We start from the raw sequence: 25,452 nt of genomic DNA on the forward strand, positions 1-25,452 counted from the left end.
ATGTGTGGTGCGGTCATCGTGATGACTCCATTCGAGAGTGCTGTGAGAGGTTCACTCGAAGGATCACGCGGTGGCCGCACCACGTCCAATACCAGGACGATCACGGCGACCGCGCTACACCACTATGCGGGACTCAACTCACCGGTACAGGCGAGGTCTCCGAGGCGGCAGGGTTGGGATCCGGGTGCGATCGCTCAGGTGTGCCCGGTGTGCCTCGCCGCCGACGGGGCATGGCGCCACGCTTGGTATGACCCGATGGTGACCGTCTGCTTGACGCACGGGTGCTACTTGATCACCGAATGCCCCGGGTGCCGGCGGCCGGTGAAAGACACCATGCACCGGCCACTGCGCCCGGCCGGGACCGGCACCCGCTGTGACAACGCCCTCTCGGTCGGGCTCGGCCCACGCTGCCGCACCGACCTCGCCCAGCTCCCACCAACGCCCGCGCCCGACGAGGTGCTTGAGCAGCAAGCCCGCGCACAACAATCAGGCACCGGACAAGTGATGGTGCTCGGGCAGCCTGCTGCGGTGGCGTCGTCCCGGGACACGGTGCGGAACCTGGCCGTGCTGCTCCTGCACATCAACACTGCCTCACTGGACCCACCGGCCAGGTTCGAGCTGCACGAGCAGGAGGGGGGAACGCGGCGGTGGGGGCTGCACCCGCCTCGCGACCCGATCACCCGGGCGGCCGTGTTCGCGGTCGCCGACCGCATCCTCACCGCACAGTCTCTTGACGACGCGGCCGCGCGGTTCATGCCGTGGTTCGACGCCATCCCACCCGCCTGGGAGGGGCGCGTGTCCTGGGCAGCAGACCACACCCACGCCGACCCGACCCTCACCCGGATCCTGCTCGCCGCGTCCACCCCGCGGCAACGCCTCTCCCACCGGCTGCCCCGCGAGACCGGGCTGCGGCTACGGTCGGCGTGGATCCCGCAACGCCTCCCCGCCCAGCTGAGTCCTCTTGTCGACGGGTGCGGGCTGAGCGCGGCGTCGGCGCGCGGATTCGCCAGCCTGTGCCTGGCCAAAGCACAGACCGGCACCGGTTCGTGGGCGGAGGCAGCAACACTTCTCGAGCTACCAGGACCGGTCGGTGTCGATCTGGCACGCACCGCCAGCGCACACCTGACGATCGGCACCGACGCGTGGATCAGACGTCTGCAGCAAGTGGGCCGCCAGTTGGCGATCGAAAAGGTCGGTTACCGCGCCCGAGAACGTGTCGTTCGTGGACTCGGGCAGGCAGGCCTGGACGAACTGCTGCACGCATTACAGGCGCTCCGCCCGGGGACTCGCGCCGGTAGCCGTGACCTGATCTGGCACTGGGTCTGGGACCACTGGGCTGCGGGACACCCCAGCACCAGCCGGTCAGGAGTCCACGAGACTTCTCGAGGTCGGGCACGGTACGTGCAGTTTCGTGACTCCCTGCAGTCCGGTCACCGCGAGGCGATGATGATCGCGATCAGCCGGTTCATGGCTTGAATCAAGACGCCCACGGGCTAGCAAGGGGTCTTCCTCCGGCAGGCGCAGGTGAGCTGCTCTGGGCGCGTGCTGTCTGCTGCGTATAACTCGCCGAAGTTATACGCACTTATCCCGACCGGGCCTTCCGGGCGGTGCTGCACCGCGAAACGACGCATATACGGGCATATACAGACGGTCCCCGTATATGCCCGTATATGGGCCCTGCGCTCGGACCGAGCACCTGTGGCGTCGCCCATCGTCGGCTCGGCGGGTCGCGTACGGGAACCGCCGAGCCATTGAATGAGCACGCTCGAGCACCTCTAGAGTGACGAGCAACTGCAGAGTCACGAAGGGGAGAGATGGCGCCGGTCGGGTTCGGAGACAAGGTCGCGTTCGTGTGGAAGGTCGCCGACAAGTTGCGCGGCACCTTCAAGCAGCACGAGTACGGCTCGGTGATGTTGCCGCTGCTGGTGCTACGCCGGATGGACGCCGTGCTCGCGCCGACGAAGGACGCGGTGCTGGATCAGGCGGTCGCTCTCGGTGCGCTCGAGGCTGATCGCAAGACCAGCGGCAAGCCGGTCGATGCGGGCATGGACCTGATCTTGAAGAAGGCTGCCGGGCAGCGGTTCTACAGCCTGTCGCCGTTGATGTTCACGACGATGCTGGCCAATGACAAGGAGTTGGCGCTGCAGTTGGCGAGTTACATCCGCCGGTTGTCGAAGGACGCGTATGCCGTGATGGAGGCGTACAACTTCGACGACAAGATCGCCCGGATGGATCGTGCCGAGATCCTCTACCCGGTGTTGGCCGACTTCGCCGACCTCGACCTGCGGCCGAGCGCGGTCAGCAACGAGACGATGGGTTACATCTTCGAGGAGTTGCTGCGGAAGTTCTCCGAGATGAGCAACGAGACCGCCGGGGAGCACTACACCCCGCGCGAGGTCATCGACCTGATGGTCGCGCTCTTGCTGCATGGTCGCACGTCACAGGAGCTGACCGCGAACCCGAAGCCCGTTCGCACCGTGTACGACCCGGCCGCCGGCACCGGCGGCATGCTGATGGGTGCCGCGCATGGCATCAGCGCCGCGAACGATGCCGCAACGGTGAAGGTGCACGGACAGGAGCTCAACCCGGAGACGTGGGCGATCGCCCAATCGGATCTGATGATGCAGGACACCAGCCCGGAGCAGATGGCCTACGGCAACTCGCTGACGCAGGACGCGTTCCGCGGCAAGACGTTCGACTTCATTCTGGCGAACCCGCCGTATGGCGTGGACTGGAAGTCCTACGCCAAGCCGATCAAGGAGGAGCACGAAAAGCAGGGCGAGCACGGACGGTTCGGCGCCGGCCTGCCGCGGATCTCGGACGGGTCGCTGCTGTTCTTGCAGCACATGCTGTCCAAGATGAAGCCGGGTGGCTCCCGTGTCGGGATCGTGCTGTCCGGGTCGCCGCTGTTCTCCGGTGCGGCCGGGTCCGGAGAATCGGAGATCCGCCGCTGGATCCTGGAGAACGACTGGCTCGAAGGCATCGTCGCGCTGCCGGATCAGATGTTCTACAACACCGGCATCTCCACCTACGTGTGGATCCTGACCAACGACAAAGCCACCGAGGACCGTGGCCTGGTCCGGTTGGTCGACGGCCGCGAGCTGGGCACGAAGATGCGCAAGTCCCTCGGCGACAAACGCAAGGAGCTCACCCCGGGCGCGATCACGGACATCACCAAGTTGTATGGCGGGGCTCGCGACGAGTTCGCGGGTGACCCGCGGGTGCGGGTGCTGCAACGCGAGGAGTTCGGCTTCCAGCGAATCAGCGTCGAACGGCCGCTCCGCAGGCGTTGGGAAGTCACCGCGGAAGCCGTTGCTACTGAACCGTTCACCCGGTTCGCCGACCTGGTGGGGCGGCGGTTCGACACCGAAAAGGCATTACTCGCAGAGACCACCGACCTCACCGCTGTGCAGAAGAAGGCGTTCGCAAAGGTCTGCGCGATCGCGGACCCTGAGGCTCCGGTCATCACCAAGATGGGCAAACCCGAGCCGGATCCAGACCTGCGCGACCAGGAGAACGTTCCGCTGCCCGCCGGGTTCTTCGACCTGCCCGACGACGACCGTCCGAAGGTCCTCGAAGAAGCCGCCGAGCAGCATCTCACCACCGAGATCCACCCTTACGTGCCCGACGCGTGGATCGACCACTCAAAGACCAAAGTTGGCGTCGAAATCCCCTTCACCCGGCAGTTCTACGTCTACGAACCACCGAGGCCGGTCGACGAAATAGCCGCCGAGATCAAGGGTCTCGAAGCGAAGATCCAGGACTGGATGAAGGGGCTGGGGTTGTGACCTCGACTGTGCCACTCCGGTATGTCGCTCACGTCTGGACCAGCAGCGTCGACAAGCACAGCGTTGACGGCGAGCGATCTGTCCAGCTCTGCAACTACACCGACACATACAGGAACGACACAGTTCAGCCCAATCCTGGCCTGATGCGTGCCACGGCGTCATCGGACGAGATCGGTCGAAACCACCTTGAAGTAGGTGACTCAGTCTTCACGAAAGACTCCGAAGACCCGACTGACATCGGCATTTCCGCATACGTGGACGGCACCGCCGACGACTTCGTCTGCGGGTATCACCTGGCGATCGCCCGACCGAGTGGGGGCACGCATCCTCGATTCCTGAACTGGTCGCTCCGCAGCCGGCCAGTCCTGGACCATTTCGGGACACATGCAACCGGGATCTCTCGTTACGGCATCGGACTCGCAGACCTCAGGTCGGCGCCGATCCCGGAAGTGCAGCTTGAACAACAGCGGCGGATCGCCGACTTCCTCGACGACCATGTCTCCCGGATCGACAAGGTTATCGTCGCCCGTCGCAGGCAGAGCGATCAAGCTCGGGAAGCGTTCGAGGCGTGGTGGGACGCTGACACTCGAGGCTTGCTCTCGGAGTACCCGGTGGTGCCCCTTCGTAGAGTTCTCGTATCCATTGCCGATGGTCCGTTCGGGTCATCCTTGGCGTCCAAGCACTACACGGATTCCGGAACCCGGGTGATTCGATTGGGCAACATCGGAGTGGCTTCATTTCGGGACCTCGATCGGGTGTATATCTCCGACGAGTATGCGGAGAGTCTCTCAAGCCACGCGGTACAGGCCGGCGACCTCCTGATGGCTGGGCTGGGCGACGAACGCTGGCCCCTGGGGCGCTGCGCTGTCGTGCCGGACATTGGTCGAGCCATTGTGAAGGCTGACTGCTACCGAATTCGCCTGACGGATTCCGTATCGCACCATTTCGCTGCGATAGCGATCTCCAGCCCTACTATTCGCTCACGCCTGGCAGTGCTGGGTAGGGGAGCGACACGAGCGAGATTGAACACCGAGATCGCTCGCGACGCTCAACTTCCTCTTGCGCCACATCCGGTGCAGACCGACCATGCGGCTGCGTGGTCGAAGCGGCGCGAGCAGCTCGACGCGCTGATCGCAGGGCTTAACGAGTCTGTCTATCTACTGAATGAGTACAAGGGGTCGCTGATCACGGCTGCTGTGACGGGAGAGTTGGACGTGACGACTGCAGGTTCGAACATCCCGGGGTGAGTGCAGTGACCAATACGACGGAGGCGACGTTCGAAGGAAACATCGAGTCGCACCTGCTCGCGCACGGGTGGACGAGCGTCGCGCCCGCGTCATACGACCGGGAGTTGGGGCTGTTCCCGGACGAGGTGGTCGGGTTCGTGCAGGCGTCGCAGCCGAAGGCGTGGCAGCAGCTGGTGCTGCGGCACGGTGGCGAGGCGACGGCATACCAGCAGTTCCTCAAGGTGGTCGCGGACGCGATCGATCACCGCGGCACGGTGAGTGTGCTGCGGGGGACGGTGAAGGACTCGGGCGTCACGGTGCGGATGTGCTGGTTCAAGCCGGCCAACACGCTGGCCCCGGAGTTGCTGGAACGGTATGCGGCGAACCGGCTCGGTGTGGTGCGGCAGTTGCATCATTCGGAGTCGGCTCCGGCGGACTCGCTGGACCTGACACTGGTGGTCAACGGGATCCCGGTGGCGACGGCGGAGTTGAAGAACCCGTTCACCGGGCAGGGTCTGGAGCAGGCGATGACCCAGTACCGGACGGATCGGAATCCGCACGATCGGATCTTCGAGAAGCGGACGCTGGTGCATTTCGCGGTGGACCCACACCAGGTTGCGATGACCACCAGGTTGGCTGGGCAGGACACTCGGTTCTTGCCGTTCAACGAGGGCACCAATGGGCCGGGGGAGCCTGGTGCGGCGGGGAATCCGCCGTCGAAGGGCTATCAGACGGCGTACCTGTGGGAGCAGGTGTGGGACCGGGACGCGTGGCTGGAGTTGATGGGCACGTTCGTGCACGTGTCGGACGGCACGGTGTTGTTCCCGCGGTTCCATCAGTGGCACGCGGTCCAGTCGATCTTGGCTGCGACCAAAGCGGACGGTGCCGGGGTCGATCGGTTGATCCAGCATTCGGCGGGGTCGGGGAAGTCGAACACCATTGCCTGGACTGCGCATTCGCTGTCCCGGCTGCATGACGAAGCGGATCAGCCGATCTTCGACAAGGTGGTCGTGATCACCGACCGGCGGGTGTTGGACCGGCAGTTGCAGGACACGGTCGCCGGGTTGGATCACACACCGGGCACGATCGTGCGGATCGACAAGCAGTCCGATCAGTTGAAGGACGCGTTGCAGGGCAACGCGGCCCGGATCATCATCACCACGCTGCAGAAGTTCCCGGTCGTGGCGAAGCTCGCCGCGAAGGAGGCGGCCAAGGGTGAGGCGAAAGGTGTTGCCGGCAAACGGTTTGCGGTGATCGTGGACGAGGCACACTCCTCGACCACTGGTGACTCGATGAAGAAGCTGAAGCACGTCCTGGGTGGCGACGCACTGGAGGAGGCCGAAGTCGCGGAGGCGCAGGCTGAGGCTGCCACTGCTGCTGATGACGTGGTGTTGGCATCGGCGCAGACTCGCGGGAAGCACTCGAATCTGTCGTATTTCGCGTTCACCGCGACCCCGAAGCCGAAGACATTGAATACGTTCGGGCAGCTCGGGTCCGACGGGTTGAAAAAGCCGTTCCACACGTATTCGATGCGGCAGGCGATCGAGGAAGGGTTCATCCTCGACGTGCTGGCGAACTACACGACATACGCGACCTATTACAAGCTCGCCACGAGTCACCCGCGCAACGACCCGGAGGTCGACTCCGGCAAGGGGCGTGCGGTGTTGGCGCGGTTCGCGTCGCTGCACCCGTACATGATGGACGCGAAGGCAGAAGTGATCGTGGAGCACTTCCGCGCCAAGACCGCCCACAAGGTCGACGGGAATGCCAAGGCGATGGTCGTGACCCGGTCGAGGTTGCACGCGGTCCGCACGAAGGCGGCGATCGACGCCTATATCGAGCAGAAGGGGTACGACACCGGGACACACCCGTTGCGGACGCTGGTGGCGTTCTCCGGGACGGTGACGGACCCGGACGCACCGGAGATCTCTTACACCGAGTCCATGCTCAACGGGTTCCCGGAATCGCAACTGCCGGAACGGTTCCGCGAGGGCTACCAAGTGCTGGTTGTCGCGGACAAGTATCAGACCGGGTATGACGAGCCGCTGTTGCACACGATGTATGTCGACAAGAAACTCGCCGGGGTGAAGGCCGTCCAGACCTTGTCGCGGTTGAACCGGACCCATACTGGCAAGGACGACACGTTCGTGCTCGACTTCGCCAACACGGCGGAGGAGATCCAGGAAGCGTTCGAGCCGTTCTACGAGCAGTCGATCGCGGAGCCGACCGATCCGAACGTGCTCTACGCGATGGAGCACGAGCTCATGTCCGCCGGTGTGCTGTCCGTGGATGAGATGAATGCGGCGACGACCGCGCTGTTGTCCGATGATCCCACGCAGCAGCCGGTCATCTACTCCAACGTCGAGCCGGCGGTTGGCCGGTTCGTGTCTCTGGAGGCTGATGACCAGGAGTCGTTCCGGGGCACGCTGAACAGCTTCTGTCGGGCGTACGCGTTCATCGCGCAGATCATGCCCTGGGCCGACGCGGACTTGGAGCGGCTGTTCCTCTTCGGGAAGTTGTTGTTGTCGGATCTGCCTGCGCGGGAAGACGATCCGATGCCGCAGCTCAGTAAGAGCGTGCAACTGACGCACCTGCGGTTGTCGGTGACCAGCGAGGGTGCGATCGCGTTGGAGGCCGCGGATGAGCCAGGTGTTGCGCTTCCGGGCGAGGGCAAAGGCGCGGTCGCCGAGCCGATTCTGGACAAGCTGTCCGCGTTGATCGCGGTGATGAACGAGAAGTACGGCGCCGATCTTGGTGATGCCGACAAGATCTGGGTCGACCAACAGTGGACCGTCGTCATGGGCGATGACGAGATGAACGCCGTCGCACTGAACAACGACCGCAGCCAATTCGAGCTCGTCCTCGAGGAACGCATCAAGGATCTGATGCTCGAGCGCCACGACCAGAACGGTGCCCTCTTCCAACAGTTCTTCGCCAACCCCGACTTTCAACGCGTGCTGCTGAACTACCTCTCTGGTACCTACGACGCCATCCGCGGGCAAGCAGGCTGAAGGAGTAAGAGCGATGAGCCACGTTCAAGCTGTGACGCCAACCTCGGCAGAGGTGCTTCTGCCAACACTCGAGCGAGAATTTCCCGAAGGTCCGCCGACAGACGAGGCTGTCCGCGCCCAAGGGTTTACGTGGTCGGCCGGCCAGTGGCGTAAACGGTGGCCGGCCGCGCTGTCGGTGCCGCGACGCCTGGCCGAGGCGCCAGAACGGCCGCACCTGACGAGGCAGGATGTCTTCGACCGAGCGCGATCAGTGACCACGGAGTCCGACGCGGTCGAGCTGTTCTTGCTCGTGGCGGCTTGGGGAACCGGCACCAAAGCTCGCAGCATCGCCCGCGTTGCGCGTGTGCTCGACCAACCATCGGCGCCCGCCAGGCTCTTGGAAACGCATCGAGTTGTGCGTGACGGGGACCCAGCCGAGGCGTATCGGCGCATGTACTCGTGGGACCACGAACGCATCAAGTACCTCGGCCCAGCGTTCTTCACCAAGTGGCTGTACTTCTCCGCGTACGACACCTGGGAGCAACGGAACGGACCGGCGCCATTAATCCTGGACCAGCAAGTCGCACGTGCACTGGGGTGGCGGACCACAGGTTGGTCATCGAGCACCTACCGGACATATCTCGAGACCGCTGCGGCCGTGCGAGACATCTGGGCTCCGAACGCACCGCTTCACATCGCCGAGTACGCGCTGTTCGAGGTCGGTCGCCGCGCCCGATCTCATTCTTGAGGGCGCTGGTGGCGGCGGTAGTTGAGACGATAAGCCGCACGGGACGTCCGTCGAACAAGACCCAGGCGGCGTCTCCGGAGTCATTGTCAAGACCTGTGGACGATGTTTTCTAGCGTCCGCATGACGCCGCTGGATAGCGCCGAAGGTCTGCAGCGGATCAGGGACGCTTTCCGAGCGTGGGCAGTCCGCCACTGACCGTCCGGATATCGCGGTCTGAGCTGGCCGCATGCTCCAGTCGCATCTCCTTGGGCACGCAGCGGTTGCAGATCACGACGCCACGTGTTCCGCGTGCCACTCCGATCAGTACTGGCGCGGAGAGAGTGACCGTTGTATCGACGCCCTTTTTCGCCAGTGCGCGCTGCTTCTCGGCGGCCTTCTGCTGGCCGCAGGAGAGACTGAGGTGGAACCGTCGGGAGGGACCTGTGGGGTGGTCAGCGCGGGTGACACTGACGATGAGTCCTCGTGGGGGTTCGTACGCCATGAGCGTAGTTTCTCCCGGACGGCTCGCGCTCTGAAAGTTATGTGAGAATTTCGTGGCCGTCTCGGTGTGCCGGCCGGTGCGAGTGCCTCGATTCCGTTGATGGCCGCGGACGCCGCCTCGGTTCACGGACCGTTCGTTATGGCAATCTTCGTCGGATCACTCCTCAACACCGTGTGCGTCACGACCTAAGAATGGGACGACGCTGGGGGCCTTTGTCAGGGCTGCTGGTCTACTGGAGACTTCTCGGCGTGGATGACTACGCGAGCGGACAGAACCAGAACCGAAGCGATCGCTGGCTGGTCCCCCATCCGTACCTCCCGACTCGCCGAAACACCGAGTTCGCCATCGATCCCTGGCACTACACAGATAGGCAGGGGCTAGAAGGCATCCTCTCCAGCAATGTGCTGTGGGCGACCGAGAACGGAGGCTTGAACGACCCGAGCGAGGTCGTCCGGGCGGGTCAGAGTCTCCTTGAAACCTGGGAACGGTCAGTCGCGCACCTGAAGCCAGAGGCACCCGGCGAAGAGGCGGATCGGTGGCTGCGCGGCATCACCGCGGAGGTCGCTCGGCGGCGCTTCTTCTTCGTTTCCACCTGCTATGACGGCAACAAGCTCCAGCACTGGAAGTCCTACGCCCGTGGACGCGGATATGCACTCGAGTTCGACCGGAACCGTGAGTTCCGCGTACTTGAACCTCCGTCGGGGCGCGCTCTGTACTGGCCGGGTTTTGCCCCCGCCCCGTGGTGGCGGCCGGTCACATACGGCGACTACGAGAACGGACGGACGTCCCGAGGCGGAAACCTACTCTTTGGCCGCGAAGGGATCATGGAGCACGCCCTCAACGAGTTCGCCGCGCGAGAAAGGGATGAGAGGCCCGATGAGATCGCCTTCTGGGAACATCTGGAGCAGGCCTACCTCGCCTCGGTGTGCTTTAACAAACATGAGGCGTACGCCGAAGAGGAAGAAGCTCGCCTGGTGTTCGTCGAGCCACCCTTTCCTGGCTTCGTTTATGAGAGAGCCGGAGGGTTCAACTCGTCGGGTCGCACGGCCTATATGAAGATCGCTGTCGCCGGAGACGGTGACCTCGACTCGTACAGCGTCCAGAGTGCGGTCCCCCTTCCCGTGCGAACCGTTCGAGTCGGACCGCGTTACGGGTCGGAGGTTGACCGCGAGATCCGCGAGATCACCGGACTTCTTCGCGACCACGGGTATTTGGATGTGAAGGTCACAGCATCCGCGATCCCGTTTCGCGGCTAGGTCGAAGACGCGAGGCGTCACGTAAACAGCAGGCAGAAGAGCTAGTAGGTAGCGTCTGCTGGAAGCTGTTCTCCAACCCACCTCGAATGTTCAGAGGCATCCGCGCGCCCTTTTTCGACATTGCCGGCGCCGGGTGAGCACCACCAGCAAGAGCGGAAGTGTCGACCGCCCAAGGTCGTCGCGTCCCGGGTCAAGCCGCCGCGCAGTGCCCGCCCTAGGTTGACCTTCGCTAGCTGGGGGCCTCAGTTTGAACAATCTGCAAGGCGTGTCGCCGCCAATCTTGGGTGCATCTCGACAACTCGTGACCGCCACGGCGATAACGAACGTGGCGCTTATCACGACCACTCGTCGTCGGCTGGCCAGGTCCATGTCGTCTCCTCCAGCCGCCGGATGGATGCACTGCTACGCGCCGGTAGAACGCATAATGGACCGCTGCCATCGAGGACACTCGGCGGCATGGTAATCGGCGACGAAGTGGAGATGGCGACATATGACACTGGTGCTGACGTTCATGTCGGATGATTTTGCGCTGATGGTTGGCGACACTCGCCTCTGCACGCGTGACGCTTCTGGATCCTACGAGCCGATTTCCGAGGACGCCGTCAAGCTTGAGCACGTCGGCGGCCTTTTGGTTTGCTTCGCGGGTCTAGCAGCATTCGCACGCATCCCCACGATTGAGTGGCTGAATAAGCGGTTTGCGCGACCCGCGCCGGACATGGACTCCGCACTGAGCGCATTGGCACGCGAATTGGACGGCCGCTTCGAGCGCCGACAGCATCGGGGCCTAACACTGACAGTCACTATCGCCGGCTGGGTGCTCGACGATTCGGATGCTCTGACGGCGATTGTCGCGTCAGTCACGAACCAACACCCGAAAACCTTCGAGCGTTTGGATGCGTTCAAACATGCCTGGAAGCGACTTCCGGCAGCTGGAGGCTGGGTGCCCACAGGTCAGATCGACCTCGCGCGAGAAGCACAACTTGCAATAGCTCTGAAGGACGCATTGCGGAGAGAAGCGACACCGGCCGTCATCGCAAATCTCTTCCTTGCGACGCTTCGCGATGAAGCAGGGCAAAACATCACCGTAGGACCTTCCGCGAGGATCGCGACCCTGCCACGGTCGATCCTGTCCGCCACACGAAGTCAGGGACATGGCGATTACACAGTGTGGCGCGCCCGCCAGCCGGCCATGGTTGCCGAAGTTCCCATGGAAATCGAGGTTTCCCCGGACATGCTAGAACTCGAGCTGTTCCCGCTGGAGAAACTCGATCTCTCCCGGGCGAACATCGTCCACTAACTGTCACAGAATATTCGCACCAAAACGGCCTCCGGCTAAGGAGTCGCCGTGTCAGCCCCGGGCCAGCCTGCGGCAACAGTGGACTGTCGACAAAGCTGCTTGCCAACGCCCTTGGACACTGGCGTGACAGTGTCGTCCCGCGCAAATCCTGGCTCGTCATGCTGACCCGCGCTCCACCGAACACTACGACCGCACCCGCAGCAACCCCGACCACCACGGCATCCACTTCTTCACCATCCGTGTCGTCGGGCGGCTGAACGACCAACCTCATGAAGACCGGATCCGCCAAGTCTGACGTGCATCGCAGGTTGAAATGAGCCTTACATACATCCCAGGGATGACCTAAGCCTCGCAGGGCAAAACGTGACTTCGAAAGAGTCACCGCCCGCTGCCGAGTGGACTCCGGGCGAGATCTCGATGAGCCTGCTTCCACCCGCGAAGGTCTCGAGCGAGTCCGCGCCTTGCCCGGTGATGACGACTTGACGAAGCCCTGGCCAGCGCTGCAGTCCAGAACTTAAAGATCGGCGGCCTGTCCCTGTCGGTGCCCTCGGGCATGATGCACCCGTGGACGCGACTGACCAGACCGACCCGTCCGGCTCGTTCCAGCCCGCCCGCGACAGGCTCGCCGCGGCAGCCGCCGCGCGAACGCAACTGCTCGACGCCTGGAACTCCTTGGGCGTATACGACGCGTTCAACCTGCGTGTCCAGATCGAGGGCGACGGCTACGGATGCGTGTATGCACGGGCGGATCTGTCCATAGCCGGTGCCGCCCTGCAGACACATGCACGGGCATTCATTCAATCGATCACCGCGGCAATGAACACTGCCATCTACGCAACCGCGAGCATCAACTGCCCGGGTATGTCGATCGACTCCGATCTGCATCGGATGCCTCTGCTGTCGGACCCGGCGGAGTTCGACGCACGTGTCCTTGCAGATCTGCTGCCCGGGTTGCGGCCCGATCAAGTGACGGTGGTGCGGTCCTTCCAGCCGTTCCAGGGCGGCACTCAAGGACGCGACGTCGTCGGCCGCCTGATGTCTCACCTCGTCGCCTGCCGACAGCTGATCACATCCGGCGTCGCTCTCGTCACCGCTTGGGCTTCGAGCGCGGATCCAGTGTTCGAGCCTCTGTCCGGAGTCACCCTGGGACCAATTGAGGTCGAAGCCGCCGGCATCGCCGTCCCTGAGAAGAAGCTCCTCACATTCCATGCCGCCCCTCCCGAGTTGGCACGGCTAGTGCGCGTGAATCCGCAGGTTCCGTTTGATCCAATCTTCGCTGCTGAACCATGGCCGAGCGACATGGACGACAACCTCGACAAACGCACTCGTGTTCTTCTGGTGCTCGCGGAGCGTCTAATCGACGGCCTCGAGAACTCGGTCAGCGCACCGACGTTCCTCCAACGGTTCGGATCTCTCGACGCGCTCAATCCGGCGGGCAAGGAACGCGTTTGGCTTCCTGTAGTCTTCGACGACCCGGCCGACGAGCAATATGCGCGTGCCGCGCTGGGCGCGTCCGACCTGAACATCGCCAGCTACCGCAACGACGACGGCGTCCTCATTCTTTTGCGTCGCGACGACGCGGCGGTTGTCGGTCGTGAGATCCCGCAGGCGACCCCGCCGGTCGAGAGTATGGATTTCGGTATCGGCATCGAGCAGGCCGCCCTGGAAGCTGCCGCCGATTGGGGGCTTCCTGACTTCATCTTCATGCCCGAAATGACCACGAAGGGCGCTGCGACCCGCGAGATCGGTGACGGCACCATCGTCACCGCTAATCGCGGTCTCGCGCTCCAGGTCAAAGCGCGCGAAAACATCACTGAGAATCCTGATCGCGAAGCATCGTGGCTCTGCAAGAAGGCGGTCGACGGTCTCAGACAGGCGCGTGGAACGATCCGAACCGCACTAGCGAAGCCGGATGTGAAGCTGACGAACCTCCGTGGACGCCAAGTCGCCTTCGACGGCGAAACGATCGCCTGGGTCCCCGTCATAATCCTCGACCACGCAGAAGTACCCGATGAGGTGCTCGTCGAGGCCGAAACTGGCAAACGGGGCATGATCGTCACGCGTCGCGACTGGGAGTTCCTCTGGAACCAGCTCCGCTCGACTGCCGCCGTCGTCGACTACGTCCACCGCGTCGCCGACGAGGACCCGATCCCAATCGGTACAGAGACGAACCGGTACTTTGACCTTGCAGACAAGGATGCCGCCGCAAAGCCGGAACCACCTGAAGAGCGGATCGCAATGACCGGCGCAATGCAACTCGACGGCCCCACCCTCCCGACCGAGCCAGCACACGCCTCCGACACCTCCGCCCACGCAGTATTTCGGCAGATCCTCGACGACATCGCCGAGACCGACTTCACCGGAGAGGAATTAGTCCGTCTCGAGACATTGGCGAAGATCGACAGGTACGCCGTCACCTACCGGGCTGAGCTTGGACGCACCCTCCTACGTCGCATCGATGACTGCGCCCTCGCGCCCGCTGGCACGTTCAAGGCACAGCACCGAATCGCGATCCTCGATAACGGCAACGTCCATCTGGCATTCAGCGTTTATTCACTGTTAACGGGCTACCACCGCGAGTTCTACAAGACGTGGCTTCAAGTGCGCCGTCAGCAGTACCTCGAGAGCTCCGGGAGGAATCCGGAGGAGGTGTGGTCGGTCGGCGTGCTGATCACACCACGCCCAGACGGAACTCGGATGTGGGACACCACCGTCATCGCAACGAACGCTCCGTCCGTCTACGACGCCGTTGAGCTTGAGCGGCTGATTCGCCTCAATGAGAGCGACCTCCCCACGCCGATCGTCCACTAACCCGTCAGATCAGGCTGCTACCGACTTGTCGATTTCGTCTCCATGCGCAGCACGACAAGCGTGTTCGCTGACTCCCTGACTTCTCCAACCCGCACCCGATCCTTGGACGCTACGAACCCCGCCGGACCATCTGCCGATGGAAAGGGTCGCATGCTGCCCCACCGCACGAGTGCCCCTGAGCGTCATTCCGCCGCGTAGTTACCGGCCGCACACTTCGCCGACACGACCCAGGGCAGAGTCCTTCGCCAACGCAGTCCAGGTGACCGTAACCGCGGCAGCTTCGTCGCCGCGTCGGCATCCCGACAAGACCACAGGCTCGTAACGCATCGCGGCTTCGGCGGCGCTGTGAATCGCGTTCGCGCCTTGGCGGAGACGATTCGCCTCCTCGGATGTACTCATCTGCGACAGTAGCGGTCGGCAGCTCGAGCAGCTGCGCGACGTTCCCCAATTAGTTTCGGCGCCCAGGTCCGGTAGCCGTCCGAGCGTGACGCTCTCGATCACACCTAAGGACACGTCGGTCGCCGAGCGACGTCCGGGAATCGCCTGCCCAACTGCAGCGGCAGCACAGGTGGGCGATGCCGTTGAGCGTGTTGGAAGCCTGGAAGGCCGAAGATGTGCGGCGCCGATGACAGCCGAGCGTATTGTTGTGCCGGCACACAGGGCCTCCGATGTGCGACTAGGCACAGACGTCGCGGGAGCGCGGGAAGCTAAGAATCGCTAAGGCACGAATAGGGCGCCCTAATCACTGCTTTTTTGCCCCGTCGCAGGTCAGGTGCCTAATGATGGCTCCGTGAGTCAGGTTCGACTCCTGTCACCGGCTCCAGCAATAGCCCGCAGCGGGCTCCCGTGCTCCGTCGACGACGTTGGCGCGCGCCACCCTCCGCTCAGTGACCGACGACCGGCGGTCCCGCCGGGTACACGCGCACGCTCCCAGCAAATGCGACGTGGTCCTTGATCTTCCGAGCCAGGGGCGAAGGATGCAGGTAGATCCACGCAGCGTTCTTGCTCGTCTCCTCCCCGTTGGAGACGGTGTAATACGATGCCACGCCCTTCCAGGGGCACACCGTTTTCAATCGCGTCCGGGACAAGCAGTCCATGTCGATGTCGGAGATCGGAAAATTGTGATTGCCCTCAAGAAAGACCGTGCGGCAACTGTGGGCGATCACCGTCGACCCCAGACTCGCCGTGACCTCGCCCGTGTCGTTTTCACCCACAGCTGACCTCCAATGTCCCACAGCGTCGCGTCGTCGCCAGTATGCCCGCGGAACCCGGTGGACCCGACCCAGGCATCCCGGGTGACTGCTCGGCGCTACGGCGGACCTGAACCGCCGCGGTGTCACTGCGCGACAACGGGTTCGGCGCATCGGTGCCGGACCCGTTCTCCTGCTGGCCTACTGGTGGAACCGCGGACCGTGCTGCTGCCACGCGCTGATCCACGGCCCGGCGAGCAACATCGCGAGGCCGACGCTGCAAACCGCCATACCGGTAAGGACGGCGAGACGGGCCGCCCCACCTGCGACTCGCCGCCGCTCCCGGCCCGCGACGACTTTGGCGGCACGGATCGTGCGGCCGAGCACGTGGATCGTCATCACCGCGAGCCACGCGAAGAACGTGGCCTTGTGCAGGAACAACGCCGTCACCGGCACGCCGAGCAAGGCACTGTGCCGCTCGGCCGGCCCTTGCACTCCGATGAGGATCCCGGTCGCCAGCACGGCCAGGGTGAAGAAGACGACCAACGGGCCGAGGATCCGCATCATCAACTGTGGTGGGCCGGCTCGCCGGTATGCCGTGTCGCCTGCGTAGTACCGCACGATGCGCCACCCCGTGGTACCGACCTTGACCAGCGCCGGTGGAACGAGGAGCAAGCCGACCACGATGTGCCAGTCGATCAGGCCGTTGATATCAAGGATGGTGAAACCCTCGATCGCCAGAAGGACCAGCAGGACAAGACCGGTCCATGCGGTCAGCCGGGCGTTACCGGCAGGCCCTCCGACGCGGGGCGCCACAGGATCGAAGCGCGGTGTGCGATCAGTCAACTCGTCGATGGCGACCCGCACTGCACGAGTCTTCAGCCGGGTTTTCCGAGAGGGGGGCGCGATCATCTCTTACGTCTGCTCTGCTCGGCGCTGATTGCGCCAACGGCACTTCGCGTCCTCTCAGCGAACGGCGGCGCTGCCGATCCGTCACGGGTGACCGACAGTCGCAGCGTGGGTCATCATCAGCGAGTGCGGTGGCGACAGGTCGACGCCGTCCGGGTTGTCCAGTTCGCCTGCTGCTCTGCCACTCACATGGTCGACGCCGTACTGCCAGACGATCTTGTCGCTGTGCCGGTCGATCACGATGACCCGGTGGTTGTAGTCGTCGTTGAGCAGGACGTTGCCGTTGGGTAGCGGCAGCGCGAGGGACGGGTGATTCAGCGCGGCGGCGCCTCGCGGCGCGTAACGCCACAGGATCTTCCCGGTCTTGTTGAACTCCACCACCTGGCCGGGCGTCGAGTAGTCCACGGTCAGGTAGACCCCTGGCCGGACCTCGTTGCTGTCCGACGGGTAGGCGATCGAGGGTAGGTGCGCACTCCACTTCACCGCGCCCTTCGGGGTGACCTCGTCCACCCAGCTGCCGTTGATCTCGGTGATCAGGAAGTTGCCGTCGGTCAGCGGGAAGGCGCCGTTCGGGCTGCCGTATGTCGCAGGCGGATTGTGCAGGCAGTCGCCGGTGCGGCCGAACTGGCGCTGAATGCTCTTGGTCCGCTGCGAGATGGCGATCCACCGACAGTTGATGATGTCGGCGCTGACCACCGTGCCGTCGGGCAGCATCAGCGCATCGTCCGGATTGTGCACGTAGCCGGTCGCGGAGCCGGGATGACCCGAGTGGCCGTAGTGGAAGGTCACCCGGCGGGTGCGGATGTCGATGACCCGGATGATGCTGTCGTCCTCTTCGGTGGCGATGATCTTCGTCCCGTCCGGGGTGAAGAACGCATCGTCGGGGATCTTGAAGGTCTGGCCCTTCTTCAGGTCGCCCCGTTGCGGGTACTGCCAGATGAGCCGACCGTGCGGGTCGACGATGATCAGCCGGTTGTTGAGCTTGTCGGCGATCAGGATCGGGAAAGGCAGCGCAGCCGGATCGGATCCCGGCTGCAAGTGACCCGCCCCCTTGACCTTGGCGGCCAACGTGTCGAGGTAGGTCTGCGGCGCCCGGTGCGATGTGTGGGCTACCACCGGCACGGGCGCCGAGGTCTTCGCCGCGTGCGGTGCGCTACCGCTGGTGCATCCGCTGATCAGGCCCAGGGCAAGCGCCACCGTCACGCAGGCGCCGACCACCGTCCGACGCCGGCGACCTGGATCCGCCATGGTCGCTACGTGATTCATGCGTGCCCTCCGTTGATCTGCAGGCTCATGATGCTCCTCACCGGCCCTCCGTGTTCACCACCGACGAGATATCCGATGCCGTGCAGGACTGCGACCCCGAAGTCGGACACAGGTGCCGGCAAGGTTCCGACCCGGTGGGTGGTCCGGGTGCGTGGGTCGAACGCGAGCACCTGGGCGGTCTCGGTGTCGGCCGGTGTGAGCCGCGTCTTGCCGCCGGCGACGAGCAGCTGACCGTCGATCACGAATGCTCCGGCATGGCCCAGCGGCGCCGGGAGTCGCCCGGCGACCGTTGCACGGGACGTCTTCAGGTCGATTCGTTGTATGACGTCGGTCAGCCGCCCGTCGTGCTCACCGCCGAAGACCCAGATCGCCGACCCCCACCGGGCGACCGCCGGGTAGCGCACGGGAACCGGGAGGTCGGCCACCACCTGGTAGCGGGTCCCGTCCGCCGTGCGCAGTACCTGCGGGAGGCCACGGCTGCCGTCATACCCACCGATCAGGTACGCGGCGGTGGCAGTGCTGATACCGGCCAGGTCGGCCCGTGGCGTGGGGAGTCGACCTGCCTGAGAACCGTTGCCGCCAGGAATGATCCGTTGCACGACGTCCGAAACCGATTGCGTTCCGCCGCCGGCGACGAACGGGTGACCGCCGGCGATGATGCCGGCGGCGTCGTGGATGGGCTGCGACAGTCGTCCGTCCGCCCGCACCGTCCCCCGCCCGGGGTCGATGACCTCGACGCCGGAGGTGCTCTCACCCTTGTCGGTCAGCCCTCCGGCGACCAGGATGTGGCCGCCGGTCACGGCGACCGCGGGTCGGGCCAGCGGCGTCCGCAATCGCAGCGGGCTCGAGGTGGCTGCGATGTGCACGACGGCCGGTGCGCTCGGCCCGGCGGAGGAAGTCCGGGAGGCGGCCGCTGTGGTGGCAACCGACCGATGAACCGACGCGGGCGAGCCGCACGCCGCAACCAATGCCGCGACGGCGAGCGCGGCTCCGGCGACCGACCCGGTCAGTCGGGCCGAGCGCCGGCCTCCGCGGCGGTGCGTGGACACCCGGGTCCGGGGCATCATGCAGCCTTTCGCATCGGTTGAGGTCCGCGATCGGATGAAGCCCACGATGCGGTTGTGCCGAGTACGACCTTTCCGGCCGTTCCTCTGGGTTTCCTCTGAGCCGCCTGACGTTTGCATCACCATTCCGTCATGACGGCTGGAACCAGGGTTTCGGCATACATTCCGCAGATATCGTGACGTCATGGCTGTTGCCGATGATCCCCCACCGCTGGCACCGGACGGCCGCCCGTTGCGGGTTCTCGTGGTGGAGGACGAGACAGGCCTGGCGGAGGCACTGGTCGCCGCCTTCGGATTCCGTGGCTGGCAGGCCGAGAGCGTGGGCACTGTGGCGCAGGCGACCGAGGTCTTCCGACTGTCGGCCCCGGACCTCGTGGTGTTGGACGTGATGCTGCCGGACGGTGACGGGTTCGAACTGCTCGGCACCTTGCGGGCACGCAACCCGCAGGTCGCGGCGCTGTTCCTGACAGCGCGCGACACTCCGGAGGACCGGGTCCACGGCATCGACATCGGTGGGGACGACTACATCACCAAACCCTTCGACCTGTCCGAGGTGCTGGCCCGTTCTCGTGGGTTGATGCGCCGAGTCGGCCTGCTGCGCCAACGCCGGGGATCGCAGCTGCAGGTCGCCGACCTGGTCGTCGACGTCGAGGCCCACGAAGCACGCCGCGCGGGGCGCTCGCTGCAGCTCACGGCCACGGAGTTCACCCTCTTGCGATACTTCGCGGCACACCAGCGCCGCGTGCTGTCCAAGGAGGAACTGCTGCGGAAGGTCTGGGGCGCCGACTTCGACGGCACGCTGCACGTGGTCGAGCTCTACGTCAGCTACCTGCGCAAGAAAGTCGACCTCGACGGCATGGAGCCCCTGATCCACACCGTGCGCGGAGCCGGATACGTCATGCGGCCGCCGCTGACATGAGGATCGTCCCGAAGACCCTGACCTCGCGACTGGCGCTGCTCCTCGCCGGCCTGGTGCTGCTCGGCGGCGCTGTCGCAGGCCTCGCCGGGACGATCGGCATACGAGCATTCCTGATGAGCCAGTTGGACAGTGAACTGCACCAGGCCGCGGCGCGCAACGTCACCCTCAAGGCGCCCGGCAGCAATGACCGCGACTCCGACAATCTCAGCGACAACAACGCGGGACTGCCACCCGGCACGATCACCGGGCACATCTCGCATGGCGTGATGACCGACCTCGTCGTGGCAGCGGACCTGGACGGTGATCATCTGCCGACGCGCGCCGATCGCACCGCGGTCCAACACGTGGCCGGCACCGACCATCCGGCGACGGCCCATCTACCGACGCTGGGCGACTACCGCGTGCTCACCCTTCACACCCGAAATGGTGCCGAACTGGTGACCGGGGTGCCGCAGGAACGGGTCAACCACACGATCCGGGAGCTGATCGTCCTCGAGGTCGCGGCGCTCGCCGCGGCGGTCGTGCTTGTCGCAGCTGTGGGAGCGTTCGCGGTCCGCCGGTCGATGCGACCGTTGCAGCACCTGGCCACGGTCGCCAGACGAGTCACCGAGTTGCCGTTGGAGTCCGGTCAGAGCCGCATCCCCGTGCGGGCCGAGGAAATGCTCGAACCGACGGAGGTCGCACAGGTCGGTAGGGCGATGAACGCGATGCTGGGGCACGTGGACCTGGCGCTGCAGCAGCGCGACGAGAGCGAGCGGCGACTGCGCGACTTCGCCGCCGACGCCAGCCACGAGTTACGTACGCCGCTCGCCGTCGCACGCAGCCACGCCGAGTTGTTGCGGGAGTACATGTCGTCGGTCGCCCTGCCCCCGGAGGTCCATCGGTCGTTGCGCCGCATCGGCGACGAGACAGGTCGGATGAGCAGCATCGTCAACGACCTCCTGCTCCTCGCGCGGCTGGATCAGGCGCGCGCCGCGCACCCGCAGGACGTCGATCTGACCAGGCTCGTGCTCGAGGCCGTGGACGATGCGCGGGTCGCTGCCCCGAGCCACCACTGGTCCATGGACGTGCCGGAGCGCCCGGTCATCGTGCGCGGTGAGGAGGAGCAGTTGCGGCGGCTGGTCAGCAACCTGATCACGAACGTGCGGCTGCACACGCCTGAGGGCACCGCCGCCCGTTGTGCCCTGCAGGAGGACGGCGGTCAGGTCTCGCTCCGGGTCCACGACACCGGCCCCGGATTCCCGCCCGAACTCCTCGACCTGGCGCATCTTCGTTTCGCGCGGTCGCGACACCGGCAGGACAGTCCGGACAGCACGGGGCTGGGGCTGGCAATCGTGCACGCCGTCGCCCGATCACACGACGGAGGTCTCGACATTGCGAGTGTGCCGGGTGACACCACCGTCACGGTGACACTGCCCGCGAACGCCGTATGACGTCAGGCGCCGTATGACGTCAGGCGTTGCGACCCAGCAGCAGCGCGCGGGCGGGGCACGCCTCCACCAGCACACGCGCCTCGTCGGGGGTCAGGGTCAGCCGGGAGGGAATCGGGTAGCCGAACTCGTCGAGCTCGACCGCCCCGTCCGACATGACCGCGCAGACACCGTGCGCGGTGCAGGCGACCCGGTCGACGACGACCTCGACCGGCCGCCGCCTAGCCGGCCGCACCGGCCCGCTCCTTCATCACGATGCAGGCTCCGGCGAGGTGCGCGCTCACGTCGGCCCGGAAGGTACGCAGCGCTGACGAGAGGAATCCGGCGACGCCATCCGGGTACCGGCACGCACCGCGGCCCGACAACAGCTGGAGTCGTTGCTGCAGCTGCGCGAACTCGGCGGAAGGCAGCACGCCGTCGGCAAGTCGAGCGACCTGCGCGGCCACCGCGGGCACGCCGAACATGCACGGGCCGCACTGCCCGGCGGACTCCCCCGCGGCAAAACGTGCCAACTGCGCCACGTGCAGCAGCGGGCACGCCGAGTGCTCGAGGACACTGATCGCACCGGTACCCGTGCGCAATCCGTGCGCGGCCAGCGCGGCGTCCGACCACGTCTCCGACCATGCGTCACCGGCGCTGAGCCAGCCGCCGCCGAGACCGCCGAGGCCAACCGCACCGACGGCGAAAGCGCCTGCCGCTGTGAGCAATTCACGCAGCGGAACACCCGCGGCGGTCTCATACACACCGGGCCGTTCGACACTGCCGCCGATGGTGACTAGTCGCGGGCCCGGCTCGTCCGGCGTTCCCACACTGCGGAACCAGCCCGGCCCGTACCGCTCGATCTGACCGATCCGCCATACGGTCTCGGCGTTCAGCACCAACGTCGGAGGCAGGCGGCGGCCCCGCGAGTCCCTTGCACCACGCGCGATCGGCGCGCGTCGCATGACGGGGCGAGCCAGCCCTCCGTGCAGCAGGTTGACCAACGCCGACTCCTCCGAGGCGACATACCGTGCCGGCAGCGACAGGACGGGCAGGCCGGCGTCCAGGAGACGGTCCTCGGTGTCGCTGCCGCGGTGGGCCGCCCAGTGGACCTTCCGGGCAACGAGCCCGGCTCCGTGCTCGAGCTCGCGCAGATGCTCCGCGACGACCATCGCATCCTTGTGCGTGCCGACTTCTCCGTCACAAGCGTTGACGATCAGGTCGGCGCGTGCGTCGAAGGCGGCCCGCAGCTTGACGCTGGTCGGGAACATCGCACCGCCACGGCCGGTCAACCCGGCCTCTTCGAGCAAGTCGATCAGGTTCATGTCCACTCCTGCCGTAGGACTTCGCGCCGGCGGGCGCTGTCGTGATGGGTCCCGACCAGCCGCCACAGCACCGCGGCCGTGCCGATGACGCCGCAGCCGATCGTGATGAAGCGGAGCAACGGCTCGTTCCCGGTGCTCATCGAGATGCCGTGCCACAGCGTCAGCGGCCACATCACGAAGCTGGCCCGGTGCACCAGGCGCCAGACGCGCTCACTGAGCCGGCGCCGCAGCAAGGACGTCACGACGACGGCGATCAGCACATCGGAACCGAGCGCACCGAGCCCGACGGCGAATCGGCGGTATGACGACGTGAACGGCAGCACCGCGGCGACGACACCGATGTGCACGTAGGTGTCGATGATCGCGGTCGCGATGTGCAGCACGAGGAAGGCCAGCATGCCGAGTGCCAGGCTGCGGTGAACGGCCTGCACGATCGTCGTACGGGTGCCGGCACTGCGACGAGCGCCGGAGAGCAACAGGCCGAGCACCATGACCGTCGTCATCATCACGATGCTGATCACGCCCGTCGCCCGCGACAGATACCAAAGCAAGCTCATGCGGACGCCCTCCTTCGTCGGGAGTCCCCATTCGCCCTGTGCCTGTCGGGTCGCTCGCTTCGCTCGCTCATGCGGACGCCCGCTCGCTCAGAAAGACGCGGGGCCAGCCGGGGGTGAAGCGCACCTGACCCTGCTCGGACACCAGGCGGGCAGGGATGCCCCGGCTGGTCAGCCAGGCGACCGCCGCATCGCCGAGCACTACGGCGGCCGTCGTCGCGGTGTTCGCCTCGAGTGCGGACACGGCGACGCAACTCACCCGCCACCAGGTGCGCGGCACCGGTCGGCCGGTCGCCGGGTCGAGCAGATGGTGCCGCGTGGATCCGCCCACCTGCCAACGGCGTCGATCGGTGCCGGAGGTTGCGACACCGTGTCCGGTGATCGTGATGCGCGCATTCTCGGCACCCGCACTGTTATCGGTGGAGATCACCCAGCCGCCAGTGGGTGGTTCACCGGCGACCGCGAGGTCACCGCCCAGATCGACCAGGAAGCCACCGGGTTCCTCTGCCGCGAGGTCTGCGGCGATCCGATCCGCAGCCGTCGCCTTGCCCGTCGCCCCCAGATCGATCAACGTGCCGGTCGCGAAGGTGACGGTGCCCGCCGCCGGGTCGAGGCTCAGGTCCAGCAACGTGCTCACCGGGGGCGTGGATTCCCTTGCTGTGGAACCACTTTCACCCTCTTGCCGAGAGCGTATGACGTCGAAGTCGGCGTCATACCTGTTGGCCTCCATGGCGCGGCCGAGCGTCGGGTCGACCAAGCCGTCCGTCACCTCTACCGCCCACAACGCGTCCTGGATCAGCGACCGCAGGAGCGGACTGGCGGGAGCGGTGATCGTCCGGTCTGCGGACGGCATCGCTGCCAACTGCATCACCTCGGAGTCCGCGCGAAACCGCGACGCCGTGGCATCGAGCTGGTCCAACCAGCCGATCGCGAGATCCCGGGCGGCAGTCAGTGTGCTCTTGTCGGTCGCCACAATCCGGCAGTCGACACCGAGCGCGCGGAACTCGACGGATCCGGTCATGACGAATGCGACTGAGCGTGCGTTGCCTGAGTCGACGAGGGCGCGCTCACCGAAGGGGCCGGGCTGAACGTACGGGCCGGCGAAGATGCCGACTGGGACGTGCGGGCTGACGATGAGGACGAATCGTCCGACGAAGTCCGTGAGGACGTCGATGTCCCCGTCGGCGTCGGTGTGACCGGTATCGACCGGGTCGTCGAGGGTTTCGTCGACGCCGAACTCGCGGGCGCGTCGACCGCGAGATGTGCGGTGAGTGCGAGTGCGGCGATGGCGCCCAGACCCAGCGAAGCACGGCTGACCCGACGTGCATTGCGAAGAGCGGCGATCATGGTGGATTCCTTTCCGGAGCTTCGTTCAATCCTCGGGGCGAAACTTCTCAACCCCCTCAGGAACGGCTATGGGCACGTCAGGACCTTCGACCCTGTGGCGATCGGCATCCGAGGCCCAGACTGATCACAAACCGTTCAGCGGGAGGTTCGTAATGATGAGTTGGGCAGACGGCGTTCACGGCGCCGGCACGTGGATGGCGATTTGCGGGATCGTGGTCGGTGTCGCGCTCCTCGTGTGCACAGTCATGCTGATCCAGATGACCTACCGGGACCGCTCGCAGGAACCTTTCTCCGAGGCAGAGCGTGAGTTGCGACTGCGTCTCGCACGGGGACAGATCGACCTGGACGAGTTCCTCAAGGAACAGTCCGCGCTCCGGCGCTGAACAGGAAGGGAGACGGACATGCCGACCGAGCACCACAGCCGCGTCATCGTCGTCGGTGTCGATGGGTCAGCGGGCTCGCTCAGGGCGATGCGCTGGGCCATCGACGAGGCCGCTCTGCGCGACTGCGCCATCGAAGCCGTCACTGTATGGCGGACCGGTTCGAACGGCGTCGGCACTCGTCACGCCGCGGAGGAACTCCAGGCGCGCGTCGTCCAGCAGGCCTGCGCCGGCCTGGCCGACAGCCCCCTGGTCTGTGAGGAGATCGAGACGGGCAACCCGGAGGAGGTCCTCGTGACCCGGTCCGAGCATGCGAGCCTGCTCGTCATCGGCAGCCACGGCGTCGGCTCGGTCCGCCACGCGGCGCTCGGATCGACGAGCGAGTACTGCTCACGAATGGCGGCTTGTCCAGTGGTCGTACTGCCGATGCCGGCGGACGGCGGACGACACACCCAGCTCGCTGAGCGGTAGACCTCCGCCGTCCTCCCGCCG

21 protein-coding genes and 1 pseudogene are annotated in these 25,452 nt (G+C 65.5%); 14 read left to right on the forward strand and 8 right to left on the reverse strand.

Annotation, left to right across the window (positions count from 1 at the left end; all coding sequences use genetic code 11):
- Positions 1-21: 21 nt before the first annotated feature.
- The 9 genes and pseudogenes from ACTHL4_RS00905 to ACTHL4_RS00945 all read left to right on the forward strand — a co-directional run.
- Positions 22-279 (forward strand): annotated as a pseudogene (locus tag ACTHL4_RS00905) (TniQ family protein); the annotation flags it as partial.
- 42 nt (positions 280-321) lie between these two features.
- Positions 322-1,476, forward strand: a complete 1,155-nt coding sequence (locus ACTHL4_RS00910) for a hypothetical protein (RefSeq protein WP_440280893.1) — start codon at positions 322-324, stop codon at positions 1,474-1,476.
- Between the two features lie 338 nt (positions 1,477-1,814).
- Positions 1,815-3,788 (forward strand): type I restriction-modification system subunit M, encoded by a 1,974-nt coding sequence (locus ACTHL4_RS00915; protein ID WP_440280845.1) that lies wholly within the window; start codon positions 1,815-1,817, stop codon positions 3,786-3,788.
- A gap of 143 nt (positions 3,789-3,931) precedes the next feature.
- Positions 3,932-5,035 (forward strand): hypothetical protein, encoded by a 1,104-nt coding sequence (locus ACTHL4_RS00920; protein WP_440280846.1) that lies wholly within the window; start codon positions 3,932-3,934, stop codon positions 5,033-5,035.
- Between the two features lie 5 nt (positions 5,036-5,040).
- Positions 5,041-8,025 (forward strand): type I restriction endonuclease subunit R, encoded by a 2,985-nt coding sequence (locus ACTHL4_RS00925; protein ID WP_440280847.1) that lies wholly within the window; start codon positions 5,041-5,043, stop codon positions 8,023-8,025.
- Positions 8,026-8,038: 13 nt separating this feature from the next.
- The gene (locus ACTHL4_RS00930) at positions 8,039-8,752 is read left to right on the forward strand and encodes an 8-oxoguanine DNA glycosylase OGG fold protein (protein WP_440280848.1); all 714 of its coding nucleotides are present in this window, start codon (positions 8,039-8,041) and stop codon (positions 8,750-8,752) included.
- 729 nt (positions 8,753-9,481) lie between these two features.
- Positions 9,482-10,489 (forward strand): hypothetical protein, encoded by a 1,008-nt coding sequence (locus ACTHL4_RS00935; protein WP_440280849.1) that lies wholly within the window; start codon positions 9,482-9,484, stop codon positions 10,487-10,489.
- A gap of 490 nt (positions 10,490-10,979) precedes the next feature.
- Positions 10,980-11,786, forward strand: a complete 807-nt coding sequence (locus ACTHL4_RS00940) for a hypothetical protein (RefSeq protein ID WP_440280850.1) — start codon at positions 10,980-10,982, stop codon at positions 11,784-11,786.
- Between the two features lie 564 nt (positions 11,787-12,350).
- Positions 12,351-14,597, forward strand: a complete 2,247-nt coding sequence (locus ACTHL4_RS00945) for a hypothetical protein (protein WP_440280851.1) — start codon at positions 12,351-12,353, stop codon at positions 14,595-14,597.
- Between the two features lie 884 nt (positions 14,598-15,481).
- Here the strand turns inward: ACTHL4_RS00945 and ACTHL4_RS00950 are convergent.
- The 4 genes from ACTHL4_RS00950 to ACTHL4_RS00965 all read right to left on the reverse strand — a co-directional run bounded on the left by ACTHL4_RS00950 (position 15,482) and on the right by ACTHL4_RS00965 (position 19,029).
- Complete coding sequence (locus tag ACTHL4_RS00950) at positions 15,482-15,811, reverse strand: DUF427 domain-containing protein (RefSeq protein ID WP_440280852.1); 330 nt, start codon at positions 15,809-15,811, stop codon at positions 15,482-15,484.
- Positions 15,812-15,988: 177 nt separating this feature from the next.
- Positions 15,989-16,654: a hypothetical protein gene (locus tag ACTHL4_RS00955; RefSeq protein WP_440280853.1), complete on the reverse strand. Its 666-nt coding sequence runs from the start codon at positions 16,652-16,654 to the stop codon at positions 15,989-15,991.
- A gap of 126 nt (positions 16,655-16,780) precedes the next feature.
- On the reverse strand, positions 16,781-17,962 hold the full coding sequence (locus ACTHL4_RS00960) for an outer membrane protein assembly factor BamB family protein (protein ID WP_440280854.1): 1,182 nt from the start codon (positions 17,960-17,962) through the stop codon (positions 16,781-16,783).
- On the reverse strand, positions 17,959-19,029 hold the full coding sequence (locus ACTHL4_RS00965) for a hypothetical protein (RefSeq protein WP_440280855.1): 1,071 nt from the start codon (positions 19,027-19,029) through the stop codon (positions 17,959-17,961). The genes ACTHL4_RS00960 and ACTHL4_RS00965 overlap by 4 nt, the downstream gene beginning before the upstream one ends.
- Before the next feature lie 181 nt (positions 19,030-19,210).
- Between ACTHL4_RS00965 and ACTHL4_RS00970 the strand changes: the two genes are divergently transcribed.
- On the forward strand, positions 19,211-19,945 hold the full coding sequence (locus tag ACTHL4_RS00970) for a response regulator transcription factor (protein ID WP_440280856.1): 735 nt from the start codon (positions 19,211-19,213) through the stop codon (positions 19,943-19,945).
- Positions 19,942-21,378 (forward strand): sensor histidine kinase, encoded by a 1,437-nt coding sequence (locus ACTHL4_RS00975; RefSeq protein ID WP_440280857.1) that lies wholly within the window; start codon positions 19,942-19,944, stop codon positions 21,376-21,378. The genes ACTHL4_RS00970 and ACTHL4_RS00975 overlap by 4 nt, the downstream gene beginning before the upstream one ends.
- A 19-nt stretch (positions 21,379-21,397) precedes the next feature.
- Here the strand turns inward: ACTHL4_RS00975 and ACTHL4_RS00980 are convergent, their stop codons facing one another.
- The 4 genes from ACTHL4_RS00980 to ACTHL4_RS00995 all read right to left on the reverse strand — a co-directional run bounded on the left by ACTHL4_RS00980 (position 21,398) and on the right by ACTHL4_RS00995 (position 24,254).
- The gene (locus tag ACTHL4_RS00980; RefSeq protein ID WP_440280858.1) at positions 21,398-21,610 is read right to left on the reverse strand and encodes a ferredoxin; all 213 of its coding nucleotides are present in this window, start codon (positions 21,608-21,610) and stop codon (positions 21,398-21,400) included.
- Positions 21,597-22,679 carry an NADH-ubiquinone oxidoreductase-F iron-sulfur binding region domain-containing protein gene (locus ACTHL4_RS00985; protein WP_440280859.1) on the reverse strand — a complete coding sequence of 361 codons (1,083 nt, stop codon included), beginning with the start codon at positions 22,677-22,679 and terminating at the stop codon, positions 21,597-21,599. Before ACTHL4_RS00985 ends, ACTHL4_RS00980 begins: the two co-directional genes overlap by 14 nt.
- Entirely contained in the window at positions 22,676-23,236 is a 561-nt protein-coding gene (locus ACTHL4_RS00990) for a ferric reductase-like transmembrane domain-containing protein (protein ID WP_440280860.1), read from the reverse strand. Before ACTHL4_RS00990 ends, ACTHL4_RS00985 begins: the two co-directional genes overlap by 4 nt.
- A 67-nt stretch (positions 23,237-23,303) precedes the next feature.
- On the reverse strand, positions 23,304-24,254 hold the full coding sequence (locus ACTHL4_RS00995; protein WP_440280861.1) for an FAD:protein FMN transferase: 951 nt from the start codon (positions 24,252-24,254) through the stop codon (positions 23,304-23,306).
- 99 nt (positions 24,255-24,353) lie between these two features.
- Between ACTHL4_RS00995 and ACTHL4_RS01000 the strand changes: the two genes are divergently transcribed.
- The 3 genes from ACTHL4_RS01000 to ACTHL4_RS01010 are packed head-to-tail and all read left to right on the forward strand — an operon-like array spanning position 24,354 to position 25,431.
- Complete coding sequence (locus ACTHL4_RS01000; RefSeq protein WP_440280862.1) at positions 24,354-24,704, forward strand: hypothetical protein; 351 nt, start codon at positions 24,354-24,356, stop codon at positions 24,702-24,704.
- Positions 24,705-24,735: 31 nt separating this feature from the next.
- Positions 24,736-24,963: a hypothetical protein gene (locus ACTHL4_RS01005; RefSeq protein WP_440280863.1), complete on the forward strand. Its 228-nt coding sequence runs from the start codon at positions 24,736-24,738 to the stop codon at positions 24,961-24,963.
- 18 nt (positions 24,964-24,981) lie between these two features.
- Positions 24,982-25,431, forward strand: coding sequence for a universal stress protein (locus tag ACTHL4_RS01010; protein WP_440280864.1), 450 nt, complete (start codon positions 24,982-24,984; stop codon positions 25,429-25,431).
- The last annotated feature ends 21 nt before the right edge of the window (positions 25,432-25,452 follow it).

The organism is Flexivirga sp. (genome assembly GCF_051955415.1).
Classification (GTDB): Bacteria; Actinomycetota; Actinomycetes; order Actinomycetales; family Dermatophilaceae; genus Flexivirga.